The organism is Sphingomonas spermidinifaciens, from assembly GCF_002351485.1.
GTDB lineage: Bacteria > Pseudomonadota > Alphaproteobacteria > Sphingomonadales > Sphingomonadaceae > Sphingomonas > Sphingomonas spermidinifaciens.
This window is the reverse complement of record NZ_NWMW01000001.1, coordinates 618,373-637,898: the sequence shown is the minus strand read 5'-3', so window position 1 is coordinate 637,898 and position 19,526 is coordinate 618,373. Positions and strand designations below refer to the sequence as shown.

The 19,526-nt window shown below is 66.8% G+C and carries 21 protein-coding genes; 7 read left to right on the top strand and 14 right to left on the bottom strand.

The window, feature by feature from the left end; genetic code table 11:
* Nucleotides 1-22: 22 nt before the first annotated feature.
* The 14 genes from COC42_RS03075 to COC42_RS03010 all read right to left on the bottom strand — a co-directional run bounded on the left by COC42_RS03075 (nt 23) and on the right by COC42_RS03010 (nt 13,042).
* Complete coding sequence (locus COC42_RS03075) at nt 23-262, bottom strand: helix-turn-helix domain-containing protein (RefSeq protein ID WP_096341792.1); 240 nt, start codon at nt 260-262, stop codon at nt 23-25.
* Nucleotides 259-474 (bottom strand): DUF2274 domain-containing protein, encoded by a 216-nt coding sequence (locus tag COC42_RS03070; protein ID WP_096341791.1) that lies wholly within the window; start codon nt 472-474, stop codon nt 259-261. The genes COC42_RS03075 and COC42_RS03070 overlap by 4 nt, the downstream gene beginning before the upstream one ends.
* A gap of 7 nt (nt 475-481) precedes the next feature.
* Entirely contained in the window at nt 482-1,624 is a 1,143-nt protein-coding gene (locus tag COC42_RS03065; protein WP_342747280.1) for a TraB/TrbI/VirB10 family type IV secretion system protein, read from the bottom strand.
* A 56-nt stretch (nt 1,625-1,680) separates the two neighbouring features.
* Entirely contained in the window at nt 1,681-2,529 is an 849-nt protein-coding gene (gene trbG / locus COC42_RS03060) for a P-type conjugative transfer protein TrbG (RefSeq protein WP_096341789.1), read from the bottom strand.
* On the bottom strand, nt 2,526-3,344 hold the full coding sequence (trbF, locus tag COC42_RS03055; RefSeq protein ID WP_096341788.1) for a conjugal transfer protein TrbF: 819 nt from the start codon (nt 3,342-3,344) through the stop codon (nt 2,526-2,528). Before trbF ends, trbG begins: the two co-directional genes overlap by 4 nt.
* A gap of 3 nt (nt 3,345-3,347) precedes the next feature.
* On the bottom strand, nt 3,348-4,649 hold the full coding sequence (gene trbL / locus COC42_RS03050; RefSeq protein ID WP_096341787.1) for a P-type conjugative transfer protein TrbL: 1,302 nt from the start codon (nt 4,647-4,649) through the stop codon (nt 3,348-3,350).
* Between the two features lie 113 nt (nt 4,650-4,762).
* Nucleotides 4,763-5,515 carry a P-type conjugative transfer protein TrbJ gene (gene trbJ, locus COC42_RS03045; protein WP_096343057.1) on the bottom strand — a complete coding sequence of 251 codons (753 nt, stop codon included), beginning with the start codon at nt 5,513-5,515 and terminating at the stop codon, nt 4,763-4,765.
* A gap of 2 nt (nt 5,516-5,517) precedes the next feature.
* A complete protein-coding gene (trbE, locus tag COC42_RS03040) occupies nt 5,518-7,965 on the bottom strand; it encodes a conjugal transfer protein TrbE (RefSeq protein ID WP_096341786.1) in 2,448 nt (815 codons plus the stop codon).
* A complete protein-coding gene (locus tag COC42_RS03035) occupies nt 7,959-8,228 on the bottom strand; it encodes a VirB3 family type IV secretion system protein (RefSeq protein WP_096341785.1) in 270 nt (89 codons plus the stop codon). The genes trbE and COC42_RS03035 overlap by 7 nt, the downstream gene beginning before the upstream one ends.
* Nucleotides 8,225-8,557 carry a TrbC/VirB2 family type IV secretion system protein gene (locus tag COC42_RS03030; RefSeq protein ID WP_096341784.1) on the bottom strand — a complete coding sequence of 111 codons (333 nt, stop codon included), beginning with the start codon at nt 8,555-8,557 and terminating at the stop codon, nt 8,225-8,227. The genes COC42_RS03035 and COC42_RS03030 overlap by 4 nt, the downstream gene beginning before the upstream one ends.
* Before the next feature lie 3 nt (nt 8,558-8,560).
* The gene (trbB, locus tag COC42_RS03025) at nt 8,561-9,559 is read right to left on the bottom strand and encodes a P-type conjugative transfer ATPase TrbB (RefSeq protein WP_096341783.1); all 999 of its coding nucleotides are present in this window, start codon (nt 9,557-9,559) and stop codon (nt 8,561-8,563) included.
* Nucleotides 9,556-9,960 carry a CopG family transcriptional regulator gene (locus COC42_RS03020; RefSeq protein WP_096341782.1) on the bottom strand — a complete coding sequence of 135 codons (405 nt, stop codon included), beginning with the start codon at nt 9,958-9,960 and terminating at the stop codon, nt 9,556-9,558. The genes trbB and COC42_RS03020 overlap by 4 nt, the downstream gene beginning before the upstream one ends.
* A 3-nt stretch (nt 9,961-9,963) precedes the next feature.
* Nucleotides 9,964-11,982 carry a conjugal transfer protein TraG gene (locus COC42_RS03015; RefSeq protein WP_096341781.1) on the bottom strand — a complete coding sequence of 673 codons (2,019 nt, stop codon included), beginning with the start codon at nt 11,980-11,982 and terminating at the stop codon, nt 9,964-9,966.
* A gap of 139 nt (nt 11,983-12,121) precedes the next feature.
* Nucleotides 12,122-13,042, bottom strand: coding sequence for a nucleotidyltransferase and HEPN domain-containing protein (locus COC42_RS03010; protein ID WP_096341780.1), 921 nt, complete (start codon nt 13,040-13,042; stop codon nt 12,122-12,124).
* A gap of 333 nt (nt 13,043-13,375) precedes the next feature.
* On the opposite strand from COC42_RS03010, the gene COC42_RS03005 reads away from it, so the two are divergent.
* From COC42_RS03005 to queC, 7 genes are read left to right on the top strand one after another with little or no spacing between them, the layout of a single operon-like run.
* Entirely contained in the window at nt 13,376-14,299 is a 924-nt protein-coding gene (locus COC42_RS03005; protein WP_096341779.1) for a hypothetical protein, read from the top strand.
* Nucleotides 14,296-15,417, top strand: coding sequence for a DGQHR domain-containing protein DpdB (dbpB, locus tag COC42_RS03000; RefSeq protein WP_096341778.1), 1,122 nt, complete (start codon nt 14,296-14,298; stop codon nt 15,415-15,417). Before COC42_RS03005 ends, dbpB (COC42_RS03000) begins: the two co-directional genes overlap by 4 nt.
* A complete protein-coding gene (gene dpdA / locus COC42_RS02995; protein WP_096341777.1) occupies nt 15,414-16,745 on the top strand; it encodes a tRNA-guanine transglycosylase DpdA in 1,332 nt (443 codons plus the stop codon). The genes dbpB (COC42_RS03000) and dpdA overlap by 4 nt, the downstream gene beginning before the upstream one ends.
* On the top strand, nt 16,708-17,796 hold the full coding sequence (gene dbpB, locus COC42_RS02990; protein ID WP_096341776.1) for a DGQHR domain-containing protein DpdB: 1,089 nt from the start codon (nt 16,708-16,710) through the stop codon (nt 17,794-17,796). The genes dpdA and dbpB (COC42_RS02990) overlap by 38 nt, the downstream gene beginning before the upstream one ends.
* Nucleotides 17,793-18,425 carry a 7-carboxy-7-deazaguanine synthase gene (gene queE / locus COC42_RS02985; RefSeq protein ID WP_096341775.1) on the top strand — a complete coding sequence of 211 codons (633 nt, stop codon included), beginning with the start codon at nt 17,793-17,795 and terminating at the stop codon, nt 18,423-18,425. The genes dbpB (COC42_RS02990) and queE overlap by 4 nt, the downstream gene beginning before the upstream one ends.
* The gene (locus COC42_RS02980; RefSeq protein ID WP_096341774.1) at nt 18,425-18,799 is read left to right on the top strand and encodes a 6-pyruvoyl trahydropterin synthase family protein; all 375 of its coding nucleotides are present in this window, start codon (nt 18,425-18,427) and stop codon (nt 18,797-18,799) included. Before queE ends, COC42_RS02980 begins: the two co-directional genes overlap by 1 nt.
* Nucleotides 18,796-19,506, top strand: coding sequence for a 7-cyano-7-deazaguanine synthase QueC (queC, locus tag COC42_RS02975; protein ID WP_096341773.1), 711 nt, complete (start codon nt 18,796-18,798; stop codon nt 19,504-19,506). The genes COC42_RS02980 and queC overlap by 4 nt, the downstream gene beginning before the upstream one ends.
* Nucleotides 19,507-19,526: the final 20 nt, after the last annotated feature.

Below are 19,526 nucleotides of genomic sequence, written 5' to 3'. Positions count from 1 at the left end.
CATTGCACTGTACCAATCAGCGCTAGTGCTTCTCGAACAGCCGTTTGAGACTGGCATAAAGGATGAAGGTGGATCTCCCGATTTTAGCGGTTTCGATTTCGCCAGAACCAATCAGCTCATAAAGTGTGGACCGCGGGATACCCGTCAGTTTGACCGCGGCTGCCACCCTGACGCAGATCGGCTCGGTCGGTAGGTCCTCGAACAGGGTAGGCGTTGCCTCTGCCGCACTATGGCGGTCCTTGATGGTTCGCGCTCTGCTCATGGCTTTGCTCGCGAGCGCGAGAACGCGCGATCGCTCTCGACGAAACTCGCGAGCATTGCCGGGATGAGCTCAGTCACAGGTTCTTCGCGACCATAGGTTTCCGCATAGACCTTTGCGTAATCGTTCAGGGCGGCTTGGAGGTCGGGCGTGATGCTGATCGTGAGCCTGACGGGCGTGCGATCAGGCAGCTTGGGCAGCTTCAGGTCTGGCATAGGTCACCTATTCGGATGGTGGAGAGAGCACGAGATCGCGATGCACGACCAAGCGCACTGGCGTGCCTGGCCGCACGGTGATCGTTGGCTGAATCTGGAGGTTGCGCGAGGTGAGCTGGTCGCCGGCGCGCGCGACATTCTGCTGGGTCGATTCCCGGATGGCCTGTACGAGGTCGCTCTCGCCGGTGAAGGTGAGGTTGGAGCCGACGCCGAGCAGGGTCGAGATCGCCACGCCCTTGAGGAGCGTCCAGGTGTGGAAATCAACCTTGTCCTCCAACCCGGCATAGCCGGAGGGATCGGTGGCCGGCACGTTCTCCATCCGGATCGAACGGCCATCCGGGAAGATTATGCGCTGCCAGACGACGAGCGCGCGGCGCTGGCCGAAGGCCACCACGGAATCATAGGTGCCGATCAGGCGCGCGCCCTGCGGGATCAGCGGGATGCGGCCGGTGGCGCTGTCGAACACGCGCTCGGTGACCTGCGCCGTGACTAGCCCGGGAAGGTCGGATCGCAGGCCGGTGATGAGGCTTGCGGCGATCACGCTGCCGGCCGACAGCATGTAGGGCGAGGCGGCGGGGCGGATCAGGTGCGGATTGACGTCGCCGCCGCGGTCCGATGTCGACACGAAATCGGCCTTGCGCTGCTGCGCATTGGGATCGCGATTCGGGTCCAGTGCCAGCTTGGATGCATCGGCATCGCTCGGCGCCGTCGCGACGGCAGCCGGCGCGGCCTCGGCCGACACGGCGCGGGCACCACTATGCACCAGCACGCCGGATTCGCGCGCCGCCTTGCGCTCGGCCGCAGCCTGCTCCTGTGCCGTCCGCGCCGCCTCTTCGGCCGCATTCGGCTGGGGCGGCACGCCTTCCGTCATCGCCTGCTGGTGCTTGAGAATGGGCCGGCCGAGATCGCCGGGAAGCGGCGGGCCGAGCTTGGGCGCATCGCCGTAGCTGGCGGGGAGCCCGCTGAGGGCATCGCCGGGAGCCTTGGCCGGTTCGGCGAGATCGCTCTGCTCGCCCACAAGGTGCAGGTTTCGCGGTTTCAGCGCGAACCAGGCGGCCGCGACCAGCACGATGATGGCGATGGCCGCGAGTCCGACGACAAGCCCGCGCTTGAACCGGATCGCAGGTGCGGGCTGCGCGCGCAGGACCAATGTCTCGGGGTCGATCTTGGGCGCGACCGCGGGTTCGTTCGATATGATGGCGTCAGTCATGACGACCTCCGGCCGATCCGGCTGATCCGCACGACCTGCTGGCGCTTGGCGCCGAGGCGGAGCTCCGCATTATCGAACAGGCGGTCGACGACATAATAGCGTCCGCGCAGGCGGTAGTTGACCAGCTGGGCCTCGCCTTTGCGATCTACCAGGAACAGCGGGGGTGCTTCCCCGACGGCGAGCGACGGCGGGAATTCGATGAAGGTCTGCCGCCCGTCATCGAACGCTCGCAGCGGGCGCCACGAAGGCCGATCGCCTGAAATCGAATAGCCGAAATCGAGGCGTTCAATCTCCAGCCCCGCCGCCACCGGCGCGGCCGCCGCCGCAGCTTCCTGGGCGCGGCGGATCGCGAGGAGTGCATCCTGCGGATAGCTCCACGACAGCGCCGCCATCGCCGGCCCGCCGGTGCTGGCGAGCGCGATGTGATAGGTCCGCCGATCGGTGGTGATCACCAGGTTGGTGCTGAGGCCGGCGGAGAACGGTTTGACTAGGACGTGGACCCGCTTCTCCGCGCCCGTTCCGCTCGCGGTGTCGCCGATCACCCAGCGCACCGTGTCGCCGCTCGCCACCGCGATCAGGATCTCGCCCGGCTGGAGTGCGATGTCGGTCACGCGTTCCGGCGCGGTATAGACGCGGTAGATGGTGCCGTCGGCAAAGGGATAGACCGCAGTTCCGTTGATGAAATCGGGACGGCGCGGTTCCACGGTGGCGTCGGCATTAGCGGCGCCAATCGCGGCGACGCCGTGCGGCGGCCGGCCGGAAGCGAATGATGGATTGGACTGTGCACCGGCGGCGGGGGTGAACGCGAGCGCAGCCATGGCTGTAAGGGCAAGCTGACGGGTCATTGCCGGTTCTCCGGAACAGTGGGGGGTGTCGGTTCGGCGGCGAGCGTCGAGTCGAGCGGAGATCCGCGCGGCACGTTCGCAGGCGGAGGCGATGCAGGGGCCGGCGACGGCGTCGCCGCCGGCGCCGCCGCCGAATCGAGCTCGCGGCTCCAGTCGATGGCGTCGATATAGATGCCGAGCGGGTTGCGGCGGAGCGTCTCCGCCGAAGTCGGGGCCTTTCGCACCACGGTCAGGATGCCGGTCCAGTTCGACGTGCCGGTCCGCACGCCGCGCTCGAACCCGGTCTCGGTCCATTTGACCTGGAAGGAGCGATCCGACGCGCGGACGACGCTGGTCACCTGCACCGAGATCGTCTGCTCGCCCATCCTGCCGAACGGATCGGCGGCGCGCGCATAGTCGCCGAGGAACTGGGCGCCGCGCCTGGTCACCAAATCATAGGCCGACAGCCAGTCCCGGCGCATGAGGACCGGGTCGAGCGACACCGACCGGACGTGCTCGATGAAGCGCGCGAGATGCCAGGCGACCTGGGGGTCGCTCGGCTGGTAGTCGCGCTCGGCTTCGCTGACCGCCCGGGCTTCGCCTAGCCGGTCGACGGCGACCACATAGGGCACGACCTTGCTCTGCAGCGATTGCCAGACGAGCGCCGCGGACATGGCGGTGGTGAGCGCCAGGCCGCCGAAGGCCATCAGCCGCCAGTTCCGCGCCTGGACGCGCGCCGATCCGATGCGTTCGTCCCATAGCTGCCCGGCGCGCTGGTAGGGCGTCTCGGGTTCTGGGGTGCGCCCGTAGCGTTGGACGCTTCGCTTGAAACGCATGGCTTATTCCTCCTTTTCCTTGATGTCGGGGGTGGCCGAGGCGCCGCCACGGTCGCCCTCCTTGAGCGTCTGAAGCGCGATGTGGCGGTGATGCCGCGCGTCCTGCTGGCGCCGCAGCGCCTGTGCCCAGGACGGCGCGGCCTCCGCGCTCGCAGGCGCCGTCGGCTGCGCGCCGCTATTGCCGGAAAGTGCAGACCATGCGGCGGCGCGTCCCGATTCCGCTGCGGCCTTGAGCCCGAAGGCTGATCCGGCGCGCTGCCGGGCCGCGCCGGCGGCCGCCTGACCGACGCCTTTGAGGCCGGCGCCCACGCTTGAGGAGCCGGAGGTCTCCTGACCGAGCTTGTAGGCGGTCGACGCCGCGGAGCCCATCGCCGTCCCGGCGCGGACCGCGCCGAGCGCGCCGGCGCCCGCGAGGCGTGCCGCGCCCATGGCGGCGCCGCCGCCGAGCGCAACCACGCCCGCTGCGCCCAGCGTGGTGCCGACCGCCGCGCCCGCGCCGAGCTGCGGCGCGCCGGCGACGAGACCGGACGCGATGCCCGGGCCGAAGATGCCGAGCCCGAACAGTGCGAGCGCGCCCAGCGTCAGGCTCATGGCCTGGCCGAGATCAGGCTCCTGCCCCTGCATCGACGTCGTGAATTCGGCAAAGAAATTGGAGCCGATGCCGACGATGACGGCGAGCACCATCACCTTGATGCCCGAGGACACCACGTTGCCGAGAACGCGTTCGGCGAGGAAGCTGGTCCGGTTCCACAGCGCGAACGGCACGAGGATGAAGCCGGCCAGCGAGGTCAGCTTGAACTCGATGATCGTGACGAACATCTGCACGGCGAGGATGAAGAAGGCGAGGATGACGATCACCCAGGCGAACAGCAGCACCGCGATCGTCAGGAAATTGTCGAAGAAGCTGACGAACCCCATCATGCTCGACGCCTGGTCGAGCAGCGGCCAGGCCGCGGAGAAGCCGGTGCCCGCGAGGCGGCCGGGCTTGAGCAGGTCGTCGGCGGAAAGCGTGCCCCCGCCGGCGGTGAGCCCGGCCTGCGCGAACGAACGGAAGATGATGTCGGCGAGCGTCGAGAAGCTGTTCAGGATCAGCGCGAACGCGCCGATGTAGAGGATCTTCTTCAGGAAGCGGCCGATCACGTCCTGCTCGCCGCCCATTGCCCAGAACAGCCCGGCGAGTGTGATGTCGATGCCGATCAGCGTCGCCGTGAGGAACCCGACGTCGGGACCGAGCAGCCCGAACCCGCTGTCGATGTAGCGGATGAAGGCGGCCATGAAGCGGTCGATGACGTTGAGATCCTGCACGTGAGCCTTCCTTTGCGGATGAAGGGTGCCGCGGGACGTGGCGGGGGAGCTTGGCCACGCCCCGCGGCGCGGCGGCGGGAGGCGAGACCGCCGCCGCGTCGGGCCGGCCGCGCCTATTGGGGCGTGTAGGCGGAGCCGGTCCCGAGGAACTTCCGGGTGGCGACGCGACCTTCGGCCTCGGCCTGGGCGCGGCGTGCTGCCTCGGTGGCGTCGGCGCGATATTGCGCGGCCATCAGGTTCTGGATCTGGAACTGCTGCTTGGCGCTGAGTGCGAGGAGCTGGTTGGTGGCCTGCGCCGCCTGCAGCGCGCCTTCGGCGCCCTGGCTCTTCGCCATGATCGCGGTCAGCGTCCCTGCGTCGGCCGTGACGTTCTCCGCCACCTGCGCTTGGACCGTCATGGTCTGGCGATACGCCGCCATCGCCGTGTCGAGTCGCTGCCGTGCTGCGAGCACCCGGTCATTGGTGGAGAGCGCCTGGCTGAAATCCTGCGGGAAGAGCCGGCGAAGCTGTTCGTCGAGTCCGGAGACCCGGAAGTTCAGCCCCTGTGCCTGGCCCATCAGCCGGTCGATCTGCTGGAGCCGTTCGGTGATCGCCTGGATTTCCGGGAAGTCGATGCGGCTGAGGTTCTTCGCCTGGTTGAGCAGCATCGTCGCCTCGTTCTGCAGCGACCGGATCTGGTTGTTGATCTGCGTCAGCGTGCGCGCGGCGGTCAGGATGTTCTGGCTGTAGTTGTTGGGATCGAAGACGGTGATCTGCGCCGAAGCCGGCTGCGTGCTCACCGCCATGCCCAGCGACAGAATGGAAGCGGCGGCAAGCGCGGCCGCGATGGCGTGCTTGCGCGAAAGCGTGACGGTAGGACGAGGCATCATCATATCTCCTGTGGGGCTTGCGGTTGGGGACCAGGGAAGCGGACGAGCAGTTCGGCGGCCCAGTCGAGCCCTGCTGCGCGGAAGAAGCGGTCGGCGAAGTCGCCGGGGCCGTGCTCGCCGAGCAGCGCATCGACGCGCTCGACCCATTCGGGACCGGAGGCGCCGCACAGCGCGAGCGCCACAGGGCCGAGGCCGAGCTCGAACAGCCGGTTCCCGCGGGCGGACTGGAGGTAATAGTGGCGCTTGGGCGTGGCCCGGCTGACCAGCTCGACCTGCCGGTCGTTGAGCCCGAAACGCTCATAGGCCTGCCGGCTCTGCGGCTCGATCGCGCGGTCGTTGGGCAGCAGGATGCGCTGCGGGCAGCTCTCGATGATGGCGGGCGCGATGCTGCTTTCGGTAATGTCGGCGAGGGACTGGGTGGCGAAAACGACGGCGACGTTCTTCTTACGCAGCGTCTTCAGCCATTCGCGGATGCGCGCTGCGAACATCGGATCGTCGAGCAGGCTCCAGGCTTCGTCGATGACGAGCAGCGTCGGACGCCCGTCGAAGCGCGCTTCGAGACGATGGAAGAGATAGTTGAGGACCGGGGCGACGACGCCCGCCTGAAGCATCAGCGCCTCGGTCTCGAAGCACTGTACGTCGGCGAAGGCGAGCGTCTCGTCGGCCGCGTCGAGCAGCCGGCCATAGGGGCCTTCGACCGTATAGGGGGTCAGCGCCAGCCGGAGCGGGGCCGACTGCAGCAGCATGCCGAGGCCGGTCAGCGTCCGCTCCTCTACGGGCGCGGTGGCGAGGTTGCCGAGCGCCGACCAGACCGCGTCCTTGACCTGCGGCGTGACCGCGACCTTCTCATGGGCGAGCAGAGCGGCCAGCCATTCGGCCGCCCAGGCACGCTCCAGCGGATCGTGAATGCGGCGGAGCGGCTGAAACGCGAGGCCGATCTCTTCGCCGTGGCCGCCCAGGGCATAATGCGAGCCGCCCATCGCCAGCACCGGCACGCGAGCGGAGAAACCCAGGTCGAACATGATGATCTGAGAGTTCGCGTAGCGGCGGAACTGGAGCGCGATCAGCCCGAGCAGCACCGACTTGCCGGCACCGGTCGGTCCCACGACCAGCATATGTCCGACATCGCCGACATGGGTCGACAGCCGGAACGGCGTCGTGCCCGAGGTCTGCGCATGGAGAAGCGGCGGGCCGCCCAGGTGGCGATTCGTATCCGGTCCCGCCCACACGCCCGAGAGCGGCATGAGGTGGGCGAGGTTGAGGGTATGGACGAGCGGCTGGCGGACATTGGCATAGGCGTGACCCGGCAGCGACGAGAGCCAGGCCTCTACCGCGTTCATGGTCTCGCGCACGCAGGTGAAGCCCAGCCCGTTGACGATCCGCTCGACCGCGCGGACCTTCTCGTCGACCTTTGCGCGATCGGTGTCGGCGACGGTGATCGTCGTCGTCAGATAGCCGAACGCGACATGGTCGCCGCCCAGTTCCTGGAGCGCCAGGTCGGCGTCGAGCACCTTGTTATCGGCGTCGCTGTCGAGGAGTTGGGTCGGCTGGTTGTAGAGCACCTCGCGCAGGAGCGCGGTGATCGACTTGCGCTTGTTGAACCATTGGCGCCGGATGCGGGTGAGCACCTTGGTCGCGTCGGTCTTGTCGAGCGCGATGAAGCGGGTGGTCCAGCGGTAGCCGAAATCCGCCGCGTTGAGCGCGTCGAGGATGCCGGGCCGGCTCAAACTCGGAAAGCCGAGCACGGTCACGGTGCGCAGATGCCGGTCGCCAAGCCTGGGCTCGAGGCCGCCGGCAAGCGGCGTGTCGGCGAGCACGGCATCGATGTACATCGGCGTGTCCGGAACGGCGACGCCGTGGCGGATCCCGGAAACGGTGCCGTGGAGATAGGTCAGCGTCTCCGCGTCGTCGAGCGCGCGCACTTCCGGCATGAAGCCGCCGAACAGGTCGAGCACGCGGTCGGTCTCGGCAATGAAGCGGGCAAGTTCGCCGCGCCAGTCGCGCGTGCCGTCCTGGTCGGGCCGGTCGACCAGCGCGCGGCCGGCGGCATCGCTGCTGTCGGCAGGCGGCAGCCAGAGCAGCGTCATGTAATAGCGGCTTTCGAAGTGCTCGCCTTCGGCCTCGAAGCCGGCGCGGCGCTCCTCGTCGACCAGCCAGGATACGGGATCGGGGAAGCGGCTCTCGGGATAGCCGAGCGCCTCGCGCCGCTCGGCCTCGAAGAACAGCGCCCAGCCGGAGCCGAACCGTTTGAGCACGTTGTTGGCCCGCGCCGATGCCGCGACCAGCTCGGCCTCTGTCGCGCTTTCCAGGTCCGGGCCGCGGAAGGCGAGCGTGCGCTGGAAGCTGCCGTCCTTGTTGAGGACGATGCCGGGGGCGACCAGCGCCGCCCAGGGAAGATGATCGGCGAGGCGATCGGCGCGCCGCCGATATTCGTGCAGCGCTAGCATGCGAGATGCCCCTTTTGGCGCAGATGCCGGATCAGCACCGGCGCGAAGTCGGGATCGCGCCGCGCCGCGAACACCGCGAGGCTGTGCCCGACCGCCCAGATCGCGATGCCCGCCAGCCATTGCTGGAGGCCGAGCCCGATCGCAGCCGCGATTGTGCCGTTGACGATCGCCAGACCGCGCGGCGCGCCGGCGAGCAAGATCGGCTGGCCGAGGCTGGTGTGGACCGGCGCCTCGAAGCCTTCGATATGCCCGCCGCCGGTCATGCGACGAGCGCTCCGCCGCCGAAGCTGAAGAAGGAGAGGAAGAAGGACGAGGCGGCGAACGCGATCGACAGGCCGAACACGATCTGGATCAGCCGCCGGAACCCGCCCGCGGTCTCGCCGAAGGCGAGGGTCAGGCCGGTTACGATGATGATGATCACGGCGACGATCTTCGCCACCGGTCCCTGCACCGACTCCAGCACCTGTTGCAGGGGCTGTTCCCAGGGCATGCCGGAGCCGCTGGCCCAGGCGCTGGTCGAGAGCGCGGCGCAGCCGAGCGCGAGCAGCGGGAAGGACAGGAACGGGCGGATGGATATGCGGAATACGGGCATGGGTCAGTCTCCATGGATCGGGGGTTCGGGAGGGGGCGTGAGGTCGGCGAGGCCGTAGTTGCCGTCCGGATCGAGGCCTGCGAGCCGCGCGATCGTCTCGATCCGCCGGCCTGTGCCGCGTCCGGCGATGAACACGACGACGTCGATGGCCTCGGCGATCAGCCGCCGCGGCACCGTGACTACCGCCTCCTGCACGAGTTGCTCGACGCGGTAGAGTGCGGCGGCGGCGCTGTTGGCATGGACCGTGGCGATCCCGCCCGGGTGGCCGGTGTTCCAGGCCTTGAGCATGTCGAGCGCCTCGGGACCGCGCACCTCGCCGACGATGATCCGGTCTGGACGCAGGCGCAGCGTCGAGCGGACCAGGTCGGCCATGGAGACGCTGCCCGGTCGGGTACGCAGCGCGACGGTATCGGCGGCGGGCGACTGGAGCTCGCGCGTGTCCTCGATCAGCAGCACGCGCTCATCGAGATGCGCCATCTCGGCCAGCAGCGCGTTGGCGAGCGTGGTCTTGCCCGAGCTGGTGCCGCCGGCGATCAGGATATTCCGGCGCTCGACGACGGCGAGCGAGAGCAGGCGCGCCGCATCGGCCGACATGATGCCGTCGTTCACATAATCCATCAGCGTGTAGAGCCGGGTCGCGGGCTTGCGGATCGAGAAGCAAGGGCCGAGCGCGACCGGCGGTAGCAATCCCTCGAACCGTTCGCCGGCCCCTTCGCCATGCGGCGGCAGCTCGGCGGAGACGATCGGCCGGTCGGCATGGACTTCGGTCCGCGCGTGGGAGGCGACCAGGCGGATGATCCGCTCGACCTGCGCGGGGTCGAAGCGGACCAGCGTGTCGGTACGTCCCTCGCCGAGCCGGTCGAGACGGAGCGCGCCGTCGGGATTGACCATCACCTCGAGCACGAGGGGATCGGCGAGCGCCGCCGCGATGGTCGGCCCCATCGCCGTGCGCAGCATCGCGCGGCGCCGGCCCTCGGATACGGTGTCGGGAGCGCCGCTCATGCCGCGCCTCCGGTGTCCGGATCGTGACCGATGGAGCGCTTGCCGCCGGCGAGCTGTCGGCCGACTTGCGCCACGAATTTCTCGAACCGCTCGCGGCCGACGGCGACGGCAGCGGCATCGGCGTCGGGAAGCGGCGCCGTCACCATCAGCTGGTAGCGCACGAACAGCGACAGGCTTTCGAGCAGCACTTCGATGTCGCGGCGCGCATGTCCGATCTCGCGGGTGATCCGGTCGAGGCGGTGCTTGAGAAGGTCATCGATCTCTCGGGTGGCCCGCCGCGCCAGCCAGTCCGCGAGCGCGTCGTTCACCAGCCGCGACTTGTTGCCGACGGTGCCCGCCGCGAGCGCCTCCAGCGCGTCGCTCAGCTCGCGATCGATATAGAGGTTCTGCCGGACCTTCATGGCTTACAGCCCCGGCACGAGATCGCGGTCGCTGCCCTCGTTGAGGGCATAGCCGCGGGCGACGGCGGTGAGACCGCGCGCCTGGTCCATGGCGCGCTGGTCGGCGGCGATGTCCTCGTCGTCGGCGAGCGCCAGCGCCGGATCGGGCGCGGTTTCGGGCTGCGGCGCGGACTGTTCGGGTAGGCCGGGATGGCGCTGCTGCTCGAGGCCGCCGTCCTCGGTGAGCTCCTCGGGCGCGTCCGATTGGCCGAGCCGCACATCCGGGCCGCGGACGATCCCGCTCCAGTCATCCCTCCGGGCGCTGGGTCGGTCGGCATAGCGACCATCGGACAGCGCCGGCGGCGCGGCGACGCGACCGGTGAAGTTGCGATCGGCGAAATAGCGCAGCTTGCGGGCGCGAATCGGCGCCATGCCGGAGACGAGCACCAGTTCCTCGTCGGGCGATAGCTGCATCACCTCGCCGGGCGTCAGCAGTTGCCGAGCGGTCTCCTGGCGGCTGACCATGACGTGGGCGAGCCAGGGCGCGAGGCGGTGGCCGGCATAGTTGCGCATCGCGCGCTGCTCGGTCGCGGTGCCGAGCGCGTCGGAAATGCGCTTGGCGGTACGTTCGTCGTTGGTCGCGAAGGCGACGCGGACATGGCAGTTATCGAGGATCGAATTGTGCTCGCCATAGGCCTTCTCGATCTGGTTGAGGCTCTGAGCGATGAGGAAGGCGCGGATGCCGTAGCCGGCCATGAACGCGAGGCTGGTCTCGAAGAAGTCGAGCCGCCCGAGCGCGGGAAACTCGTCCAGCATCATCAGCAGCTTGTGGCGTCGCTCGGACCCGGACTGATCGAGACGCTCGGTCAGGCGTCGGCCGATCTGGTTGAGCACCAGACGCACGAGCGGCTTGGTGCGGCTGATGTCTGAGGGCGGAATGACGAGATAGAGCGACAGCGGGCGCTCGGCTTCGATCAGGTCGGCGATCCGCCAGTCGCAGCGCGAAGTGACCTCGGCAACAGTAGGATCGCGATAGAGGCCGAGGAACGACATGGCGGTCGAGAGCACGCCCGAGCGCTCGTTCTCGCTCTTGTTGAGAAGCTCGCGCGCGGCCGAGGCGACCACCGGGTGGACCCGCGGCGCATCTTCGGTGCCGAGATGGTTGGTCGTCATCATCCGCCGGAGTGTGGCGACGAAGGGGCGCTGCGGATCGGAGAGGAAGGTGGCGACGCGGGCGAGCGTCTTCTCCTCCTCGGCATAGAGGATGTGGAGGATCGCGCCGACGAGCAGCGAATGGCTGGTCTTCTCCCAATGGTTGCGCCGCTCGAGCGCGCCTTCCGGATCGACGAGGATGTCGGCGATGTTCTGAACGTCGCGGACCTCGTTCGGGCCGCGTCGGACTTCGAGAAGGGGATTGTAGCGGGCGGACCGCGCGTCGGTCGGATTGAACAGCAGCGCGTGGCTGAACCGCGCGCGCCAGCCGGCGGTGAGCTGCCAATTCTCGCCCTTGATGTCGTGGATGACCGCCGAGCCGGTCCAGCTCAGCAGCGTCGGTACGACTAGGCCGACGCCCTTTCCCGAACGGGTCGGCGCGAACGCCATGACATGCTCGGGCCCGTCATGGCGAAGATAGCGGGCGCCGAGGCGCCCGAGCATCACGCCGGCATCGCGCAGCAGCCCGGCGCGCTCGATCTCCTTCTGCGTCGCCCAGCGGGCGGAGCCATAGGTGGTCACGTGCCGCGCCTGCCGTGCCCGCCACAGCGAACCGAAGATCGCGGCGCCGCAGCCGATGAAGCCGCTTGCTCCCGCCAGCGCGCCGGCGCGGTCGAACACATGCGGCGCGTAGGCGTCGAAGTGATACCACCAGGCGAACAGCGCCCAGGGCCGGTAGACCGGCAGGCCGGCGACACGGAACCATGCGGGGCCGAGCTCCGGCTGGTAGCCCAGCATCGCCGCGGCCCATTGCGTCGCCGCCCACAGTCCCGCGACGACGATCGCGAAGACGACCAGGATCTGTCCGATGAGCAATTTGGTGGGCGTCACGTCGAGGGCTCCCGCCGGTCGACATCAGGTCGATCCGGACGGCCTCAAAGTCCGCCCAAGCCCTCGAAAAGAGAATGGCGCTGATGGGCCCCGATGGGCCGGGAACGGTCAGGTTCGGCTGGAAAACCGTCCGTGGCGGCTACAGGCCGGCGACGCTCCGCAGGTGATCGAGCCGCTCGCGCGATACCTGCTCGATGATGTCGCGGAGCTGGCGCACGGAGCCGAGGATTGCGTTCAGTTCCTCGACGGTGATCTCATAGGCGGTGGAGTAGCGCGCCTCGACATAGGCGCGCTTCAGTAGCTGGAAGCGTCGCCGGTCGATCCTGCGCTCGCGCGGCCACGCTTCGATCAGACGCGGTTCGCTGTCCTCGGCGAGCGAGCGCAGGAATTTGATGTTGTGTGAGCGCGGGAAATAGAGCGTTCGCACCAGCAGGAAGCAGATGTAGGCCCGCTCCACTGCTTGGTGCAGCGTAAAGGCGGCATCCTTTCGCCATCCAAGGTCGTCCGCCCCTTTTTGGACTTGGTCACTGGCCGTGGATAAGGCGCGATCGATGCTCGGCAGCCACTCTCCAAAATAGCCAGCTGCCATCTGATAGGCGTCGGCCGACGTGAGCGGCATCGGCGTCGCCAGCGGATGGCATGGCAGCTCGTACAGGATGATCCCGTCGCGGGCGATATCGACCCAGAAATACTCGCCGCGTTTGAGCGACTGGTTCACCTCGTCGAGCGAATGGACGATGATGTTGACGGGGCGCGCGATCGCGGCGTCGCGCAGGATACGGTCTTCGGCCACGTACCAGTAATGCGCAATGTCGGTGAGGTCGTCGTGGTTGACGACGACGAGCAGGTCGAAATCGGACTGGTAACCGTTCTCCGGCTCGTCGACCCAATCGTTCCGGGCGTAGGAGCCGAACAGGATGATCTTGAGGATCTTGCCGTTCTTCCGGCTCTCGGTGGTCGCCCTGCCGATCGCCTCGGCGAACTCCTCCATCAGCACGCACTGGACACGCTCCAGTTCGCCCTGTTGAATCGCCGGTAGGTGATCGACATCCTTTCTCATCAAGAGGAATCTTCGGCGACCGAGTCCCGCTTGGCAAGCACAGGTTGTCGATCCAATGATTTAGGCGCTATGCCTTCCGCGTTCGGCGGCGCCGGATGGCCGTTATCGGCGCGCGTTCTCAAGCGCGGTTCTCACAACTTCCGGGGCCGTCGGACACCCGAAATTTTTGCCCTGCGCCGACAAAATGGGACGCCTGAATCCGCAAAGCATCGCGGAATCGAGCATTTAATGCGCTGATTTGATGAGCGCCTGCCGACATTAATTCTGGCTAAAACCGGCACCCAACGCTATACAAAAATTCAATCGCTCGAGGGCATTGGGGGGCCTCATTTTGTGACGCTTGTCATCACCGCCTGTACGAATCGCAAGCGCAAGCCGGTTTCCGACAGTCTCCATATGGCCGCTCTCCCGGAGGCGGACCTTCCCAATCTCGCCGACGATTGGGCGCGCCGGCTTGCCCGCGAGCGAGCGCGTTTTCGCGGCGACGAAATCTATGGGGGCCGCAGCTTCAGGGAAGCGATCGCCGCGGCTAGGTTACTCGACGCAAGGTTGATGGTTGTCTCCGCGGGGCTCGGCCTTATCGACGCGGAGGCATCGGTACCGCCTTATGCCTGCACCGTGCTGATCGGCGCGCCAGACAGCATTTCTGCCCGGATCATTGGCGAATTTGATTCCGCGGCTTGGTGGCGAAAGCTGAACCAAGCTTCGCCATTCGCCGTCGCGCTGCACGATGTCGCCTCGCGGAACGACGGTTTGATCTGCGCTGCGCTCTCAGAAGCCTATATCGATATGATCGCTGCTGATCTTCTGTCGCTGCCCCGAACCGTGCTGGCGCGATTGCGGCTCTTCACACGCGCACCAGCCGACCAAATTCCGGCGACTTTGCGCGATTTTCTCATGCCCTATGATGACAGGCTCGATGGTCCGGACAGCTCAAATCGCGGAACGCGTAGCGACTTTGCCGGCCGGGCTCTGCGCCACTTCGCCGAGGTGATTGCGGATAACGTGGATGCGCGCGACGCGCACGCGCATGCCGAAGCTGTGTCGCACGCGTTAGAGGGCTGGCGGCTGCCGACGCAGTTTGCTCGGACTCGTCATGACGATGCAGCCTTGCTCGACCTGATCCGCGCGAACTGGGACGCAGAAGGGGGAAGCTCCTCACGGCTGCTGCGCCGGTTTCGGGACGATCTCGGCATAGCATGCGAACAGGGCCGCTTTGCGCAACTGGCGCGTATCGTCCGGCGTGAACGCGCATGAACGGGCGCGAATATCTCAAGGTGCGTGCGGTGCGCGCTGAGCAGGGCTCGGGCACGAGCATATTCGCCTTTTTCCTCTACGGTGCCGACATCAATCGCGTTGCAGACATTAGCCGCATTCGTCGTGATGAGCAGGAATTGAAAGGTTTCCAGCGGCGCGAGATCCGCGACCACGTCAAGGAAATTACCGCCTTTCTTGACAGCGGCCCGGTGCTGTTCCCCAATGCGATCATCCTCGCCCTCTCGCCGGAAGTCGAATTTGCGTCGGCACGCGGGCGTTCGCCCGGCAATCTGTGCGAAGTGGGCGACGCCGGAACGCTTTCGATCCCGATCTACCCGGAGGGACGCCGGGCGGCATGGATCGTCGACGGCCAGCAGCGCTCGCTCGCGCTCAGCGCCGCCAAGGACCGGACGATCGCCGTGCCAGTGGTCGGCTTCGTATCGGATGCGCTCGAGACGCAGCGCGAGCAGTTCATCCTGGTCAACAAGGCGCGGCCGCTGCCCACACGGCTGATCAACGAGCTTCTGCCCGAAGTCAGCGTGCTCCTGCCGCGTGATCTTGCCGCCCGGCAGTTGCCGAGCGCGCTGTGCGAAGCGCTCAACACCGATCCGAACTCGCCCTTCTGTGGGCTGATCAAGCGGGAGTCGGACGCCAAGGATCGGGCCGGGATCGTCACCGACAATGCCCTCATCGAGACGATGAAGGCGAGCCTCAAGACTCCGGCGGGCGCGCTCGGCCAGTTCAAGCACAATGGCGACGGCAACGACACGGCGGCGATGTACGACGCGCTCGTGCTCTACTGGTCCGCGGTGCGCGACACCTTCCCGGAGGCATGGGGCAAGCCGCCGTCGGAAAGCCGGCTCATGCACTCGGCGGGCATCCGCGCGATGGGGGCCTTGATGGACACGATCATGCTGCGCGCCGACGCGTCGCCGGACAAGGCGGCGGCGGTGCGCGCGATGCTCGCGCGGATGGCGCCGCGCTGCTGCTGGACCGGCGGCACGTGGGAGGGCTTGGGGCTCGATTGGAACGAGATCCAGTCGACCTCGCAGCATATCACCAAACTCAGCGATCATCTGATGCATATCGAGCGCGATCTCGCGCGGGCGGCAGCATGAAATTTATCTTCGCCGACAGCCTCGATTATGTGGACCCCGCGTTCGACTTCATCGCCGATCGCAGTCCGGCGGAGCGCCAGCCCTATTGGGACGATGCCTATCCGCACGAGATATTGGGCTATGCCCCTTATGACGGGGTGCTGGTCTCGCGCGGCATTGTCGGCGACCACCGGGTGAAGGGCAAGTATACCGCGAGCCAGGCGCGCCGGTTTCGGCTGGTCGGCGCACGCAAGTTCCTGCGCCTCGACAAGCCGGAATTCGCCCATCTCGAGATATTCGGCGACTGCGGCGCTTTCACCTATGTCCAGGACGAGCGGCCGCCCTACACGCCTGCGGAAATGGCCGAATTCTACGACGAATGCGGTTTCACCCACGGCGCCTCGGTCGACCATATCATCTTCGACTTCGATGCTGGCCTTGTGGGCATGGGCGGCGGGTCGGCCGAGGCCCGGCAGCGCTTCGATATCACGCTGGAGAATGCCGAGGGTTTCCTGCGCGAAGCCAGAGCGATGGACGCGGATTTCACCCCCCTCGGCGTGGTCCAGGGCTGGTCGCCGGACAGCATGGCGGACGCGGCGCGCCGGCTCGTCGCCATGGGCTATGACTATCTCGCGCTCGGCGGCATGGTTCCGCTCAAATCGCCCGAGATCAAGCTCTGCCTGGAAGCGATCCGTCACGCGGTGCCCGCCTCGACTCGCCTCCACATCCTGGGTTTCGCCAAGGCCGACGATATCGACAGCTTCCACGGCTACGACATCTCGAGCTTCGACACGACCTCGCCGCTCATCCGTGCGTTCAAGGACGCGAAGCAGAACTATTACCTGCCCGGTGATGGGCTGGCGCTGCGCTATTTCACCTCGATCCGGGTGCCGCAGGCGATCGAGAATCCCAAGCTGCAACGAGCCGTCAAGAAGGGCATGTTCCGCGCCGAGGACCTGGTCAGGCTCGAAGCGCTGGCGCTCGGTGCGCTGCGCGCCTTCGATCGGGGCGAGGCCGAGCTCGAGGAGACCTTGCACCACGTTCTCGTCTACAGTGCGCCGCTGTTCGAGGAGAAGCCGCACGAGGACTGCAAGGACAGTCCGACACTGGCGCGGCTCGCGCAGCGCTACCGCGCGACCCTGACGGAGCGGCCCTGGAAGCAATGTTCCTGCAAGATCTGCCGGGACGCCGCGATCGATGTCATCATCTTTCGCGGCAGCAATCGCAACAAACGCCGCGGGATCCACAACCTCGCGGTCTACCAAGACCATATCGAACGACTGGATTTGAAGCGTGCTGTTGAACCAAGTGATGACCTACCTCGCCGTCTGTGCGCAGCAGAGCAGTGAGCACAAAGTGCTCAGCTTCGCGGCGAAAGCCGCGGATGTGCTGCGCTTTGCGACCATCGATCGCATCGGGCGGGACGCGCAGGGCGAGCTCAACGGATTTCAGCGCCCGCAGGTCGCGGCCCATATCCGCGAGATTCGCGACTATCTCGAAAAGCCCGACGCCGTTCTTCCCAATCCGATCGTGGTCGCCTTCACCGAAAGGGTTTCGGTGGAAGGGCTGGAAACCGGCGTCGTGCGGCTGTCGATCGACATGAGCGCGGGGGCTCCGGGGCTGGTGGTCGACGGCCAGCAGCGGCTCTCGGCCTTGGCCGATCTGGACCGCGACTTCCAAGTGTTCGTCTCGGCGTTGATCTGCCGAGATGAAGCCGAGCTGCGCCGCCAGTTCGTGCTCATCAACAACACCAAGCCGCTGCCCAAATCGCTGATCTATGAGCTGCTGCCGACGGTCGGGGATCTCCCGCCGCGGCTCAGCCGCCGCTCGACGGCATCCGACCTGACGGCGCTCCTCAACTTCGAGAACACCGCGCTCAGGGGTTATATCAAGCAGCACACATGCCCCGAGGGCATCATCGCCGATACCGTGATGCAGAAGATCATCATGGAATCGCTCAGCAACGGCGTGATGCGCGAACTCATTCGCGGTCCGAAAGGCGTGGAACGCTGCGTTCGCCTCGTGTCGAACTTCTTCGAGGCCGTGAAGAAGACCTGGCCCGAGGCCTGGCACGGCCAGAAGCCGAACTCGTCGCGGTTGCTGCATGGCGCGGGCATTCAGGCAATGGGCGATGTGATGGAAGTGCTTGCCGAGCGCGCCGGCGCACGCAGTGTGGAGGACTTCCGCGATGGCCTTGCATCCCTCAAGGACAAGACCGCCTGGACCAGCGGAGAGTGGCACCTCGAGGGCGAAGTGCGGCGGTGGAACAGCTTGCAGAACGTCAATCGCGACGTCGCGCTCTTGAAGCATTATCTGGTCGGGCTCGTGAAGGCGGACCTTCGGCGCAAGGCCAAGCTCGCCCCGGCTCCGCTGCTCGAACCGACGGCGGCCCCGTCATGAGCTACGCCGTCAAGGAGATCTTCAAGACGCTTCAGGGCGAAGGTGCGCAGATGGGCCGCGCAGCGGTGTTCTGCCGCTTTGCCGGCTGCAATCTGTGGTCGGGCCGCGAGATCGACCGGGGCCAGGCGGTATGCAGCTTCTGCGATACCGACTTCGTCGGCATCGACGGCAGCGGCGGCGGCCGTTTCGCCGATGCAGGCGCCCTAGCTGACGCGGTCGAGGCCGAATGGGGCGACAGCCGTCCGGGCCGCTATGTCGTTCTCACCGGCGGCGAGCCCTTGCTGCAGGTCGATCAATCGCTGGTCGATGCGCTCCATGCGCGCGGCTTCGAGGTCTGGATCGAGACCAACGGAACGCAGGCCGCCCCGGCGGGTCTGGATTGGGTCTGTGTCAGTCCCAAGGCCGATGCCGAACTGGTGCTGCGAGCGGGCGACGAGTTGAAGCTGGTCTATCCGCAGGAAAAGGCGGCGCCCGAGCGCTTCGAGCATCTCGCGTTCGACTATTTCTTCCTTCAGCCGATGGACTCGCCGCAAGCTGCAACCAACCTGGAGGCGGCGATCGCCTATTGCACCAACAACCCGCGCTGGCGCCTGTCGCTCCAGTCGCACAAGATGATCGGGATCCGCTGATGTTCGAACTCAGCAAGCAATTTCGATTCGACGCGGCTCACACGCTCGAACGGTCGATCGACACGGAGTCGAGTCGACGCATTCACGGACATAGCTATCGCGCCGAGGTCGCGGTGCGCGGCCGCCCCGATCCGGTCACCGGCATGATCGTCGATCTCGGTCTGCTCGAACGGTCGATGGAGGATGCGCGCGATGCGCTCGATCATCGCTTCCTCGACGAGATCAACGATCTTGGTCCCGCCACCATGGAGAATCTCAGCCGGTGGATCTGGGATCGGCTGCACCCGGTCGTGCACAATCTCCATAGGGTCAGCGTCCATCGCGACAGCAGCGGCGAAACCTGCTCCTATTGGGGCGAGGAGGCGTCGGCGTGACCCCCGACACGGGCGCGCTGGTGCTCTTCTCCGGGGGGCAGGACAGCGCCACCTGCCTGGCCTGGGCGCTCGACCGGTTCGAAACAGTCGAAACCGTCGGATTCGATTATGGCCAGCGCCACCGCGTGGAACTCGAGTGCCGCGGCGATTTCCGGGCCCGTGTCGCTGAACTCGATCCGGAATGGAGCGATCGGCTCGGTCCCGATCATATGCTCGATCTCTCGGTGCTGGGTCAGGTGAGCGAGACGGCGCTTACTCGAGAAGCGGAAATTGCACTGCGCGACGATGGGCTTCCCAACACCTTCGTGCCGGGGCGTAACCTGCTGTTCTTCACGCTCGCGGCCGCACTCGCGTCACGCCGCCAGCTTCGACATCTCGTCGGGGGCATGTGCGAGACCGATTACTCCGGATATCCGGACTGCCGCGATGACACGCTGAAGTCGCTCCAGGTCACCCTCAACCTCGGCATGGGCAGCCGCGCCGTCGTGCACACGCCGCTGATGTGGCTCGACAAGGCCCAAACATGGGCCCTGGCCGACCGGTTGGGCGGACAGCCGCTCGTCGAACTGATCCGGACGGGTACGCACACCTGCTATCGCGGCGAGCACGAAATTCTGCACGACTGGGGCTATGGCTGCGGTGGCTGCCCCGCCTGCGAGCTGCGATCAAAGGGTTGGGAAGCCTTCGCTTCAGCTGCAGACAGGTGACGATTGGGCAAATGAATCAT

Excerpts from the sequence above, each read along its gene's own strand:
- COC42_RS03075 (WP_096341792.1), bottom strand. The coding sequence starts at position 262 with ATGAGCAGAGCGCGAACCATCAAGGACCGCCATAGTGCGGCAGAGGCA.
- COC42_RS03070 (WP_096341791.1), bottom strand. The coding sequence starts at position 474 with ATGCCAGACCTGAAGCTGCCCAAGCTGCCTGATCGCACGCCCGTCAGG.
- trbG (WP_096341789.1), bottom strand. The coding sequence starts at position 2,529 with ATGACCCGTCAGCTTGCCCTTACAGCCATGGCTGCGCTCGCGTTCACC.
- trbF (WP_096341788.1), bottom strand. The coding sequence starts at position 3,344 with ATGCGTTTCAAGCGAAGCGTCCAACGCTACGGGCGCACCCCAGAACCC.
- trbJ (WP_096343057.1), bottom strand. The coding sequence starts at position 5,515 with ATGCCTCGTCCTACCGTCACGCTTTCGCGCAAGCACGCCATCGCGGCC.
- trbE (WP_096341786.1), bottom strand. The coding sequence starts at position 7,965 with ATGCTAGCGCTGCACGAATATCGGCGGCGCGCCGATCGCCTCGCCGAT.
- COC42_RS03035 (WP_096341785.1), bottom strand. The coding sequence starts at position 8,228 with ATGACCGGCGGCGGGCATATCGAAGGCTTCGAGGCGCCGGTCCACACC.
- COC42_RS03030 (WP_096341784.1), bottom strand. The coding sequence starts at position 8,557 with ATGCCCGTATTCCGCATATCCATCCGCCCGTTCCTGTCCTTCCCGCTG.
- trbB (WP_096341783.1), bottom strand. The coding sequence starts at position 9,559 with ATGAGCGGCGCTCCCGACACCGTATCCGAGGGCCGGCGCCGCGCGATG.
- COC42_RS03020 (WP_096341782.1), bottom strand. The coding sequence starts at position 9,960 with ATGAAGGTCCGGCAGAACCTCTATATCGATCGCGAGCTGAGCGACGCG.
- COC42_RS03010 (WP_096341780.1), bottom strand. The coding sequence starts at position 13,042 with ATGAGAAAGGATGTCGATCACCTACCGGCGATTCAACAGGGCGAACTG.
- dbpB (WP_096341778.1), top strand. The coding sequence starts at position 14,296 with ATGAACGGGCGCGAATATCTCAAGGTGCGTGCGGTGCGCGCTGAGCAG.
- dpdA (WP_096341777.1), top strand. The coding sequence starts at position 15,414 with ATGAAATTTATCTTCGCCGACAGCCTCGATTATGTGGACCCCGCGTTC.
- dbpB (WP_096341776.1), top strand. The coding sequence starts at position 16,708 with ATGACCTACCTCGCCGTCTGTGCGCAGCAGAGCAGTGAGCACAAAGTG.
- queE (WP_096341775.1), top strand. The coding sequence starts at position 17,793 with ATGAGCTACGCCGTCAAGGAGATCTTCAAGACGCTTCAGGGCGAAGGT.
- COC42_RS02980 (WP_096341774.1), top strand. The coding sequence starts at position 18,425 with ATGTTCGAACTCAGCAAGCAATTTCGATTCGACGCGGCTCACACGCTC.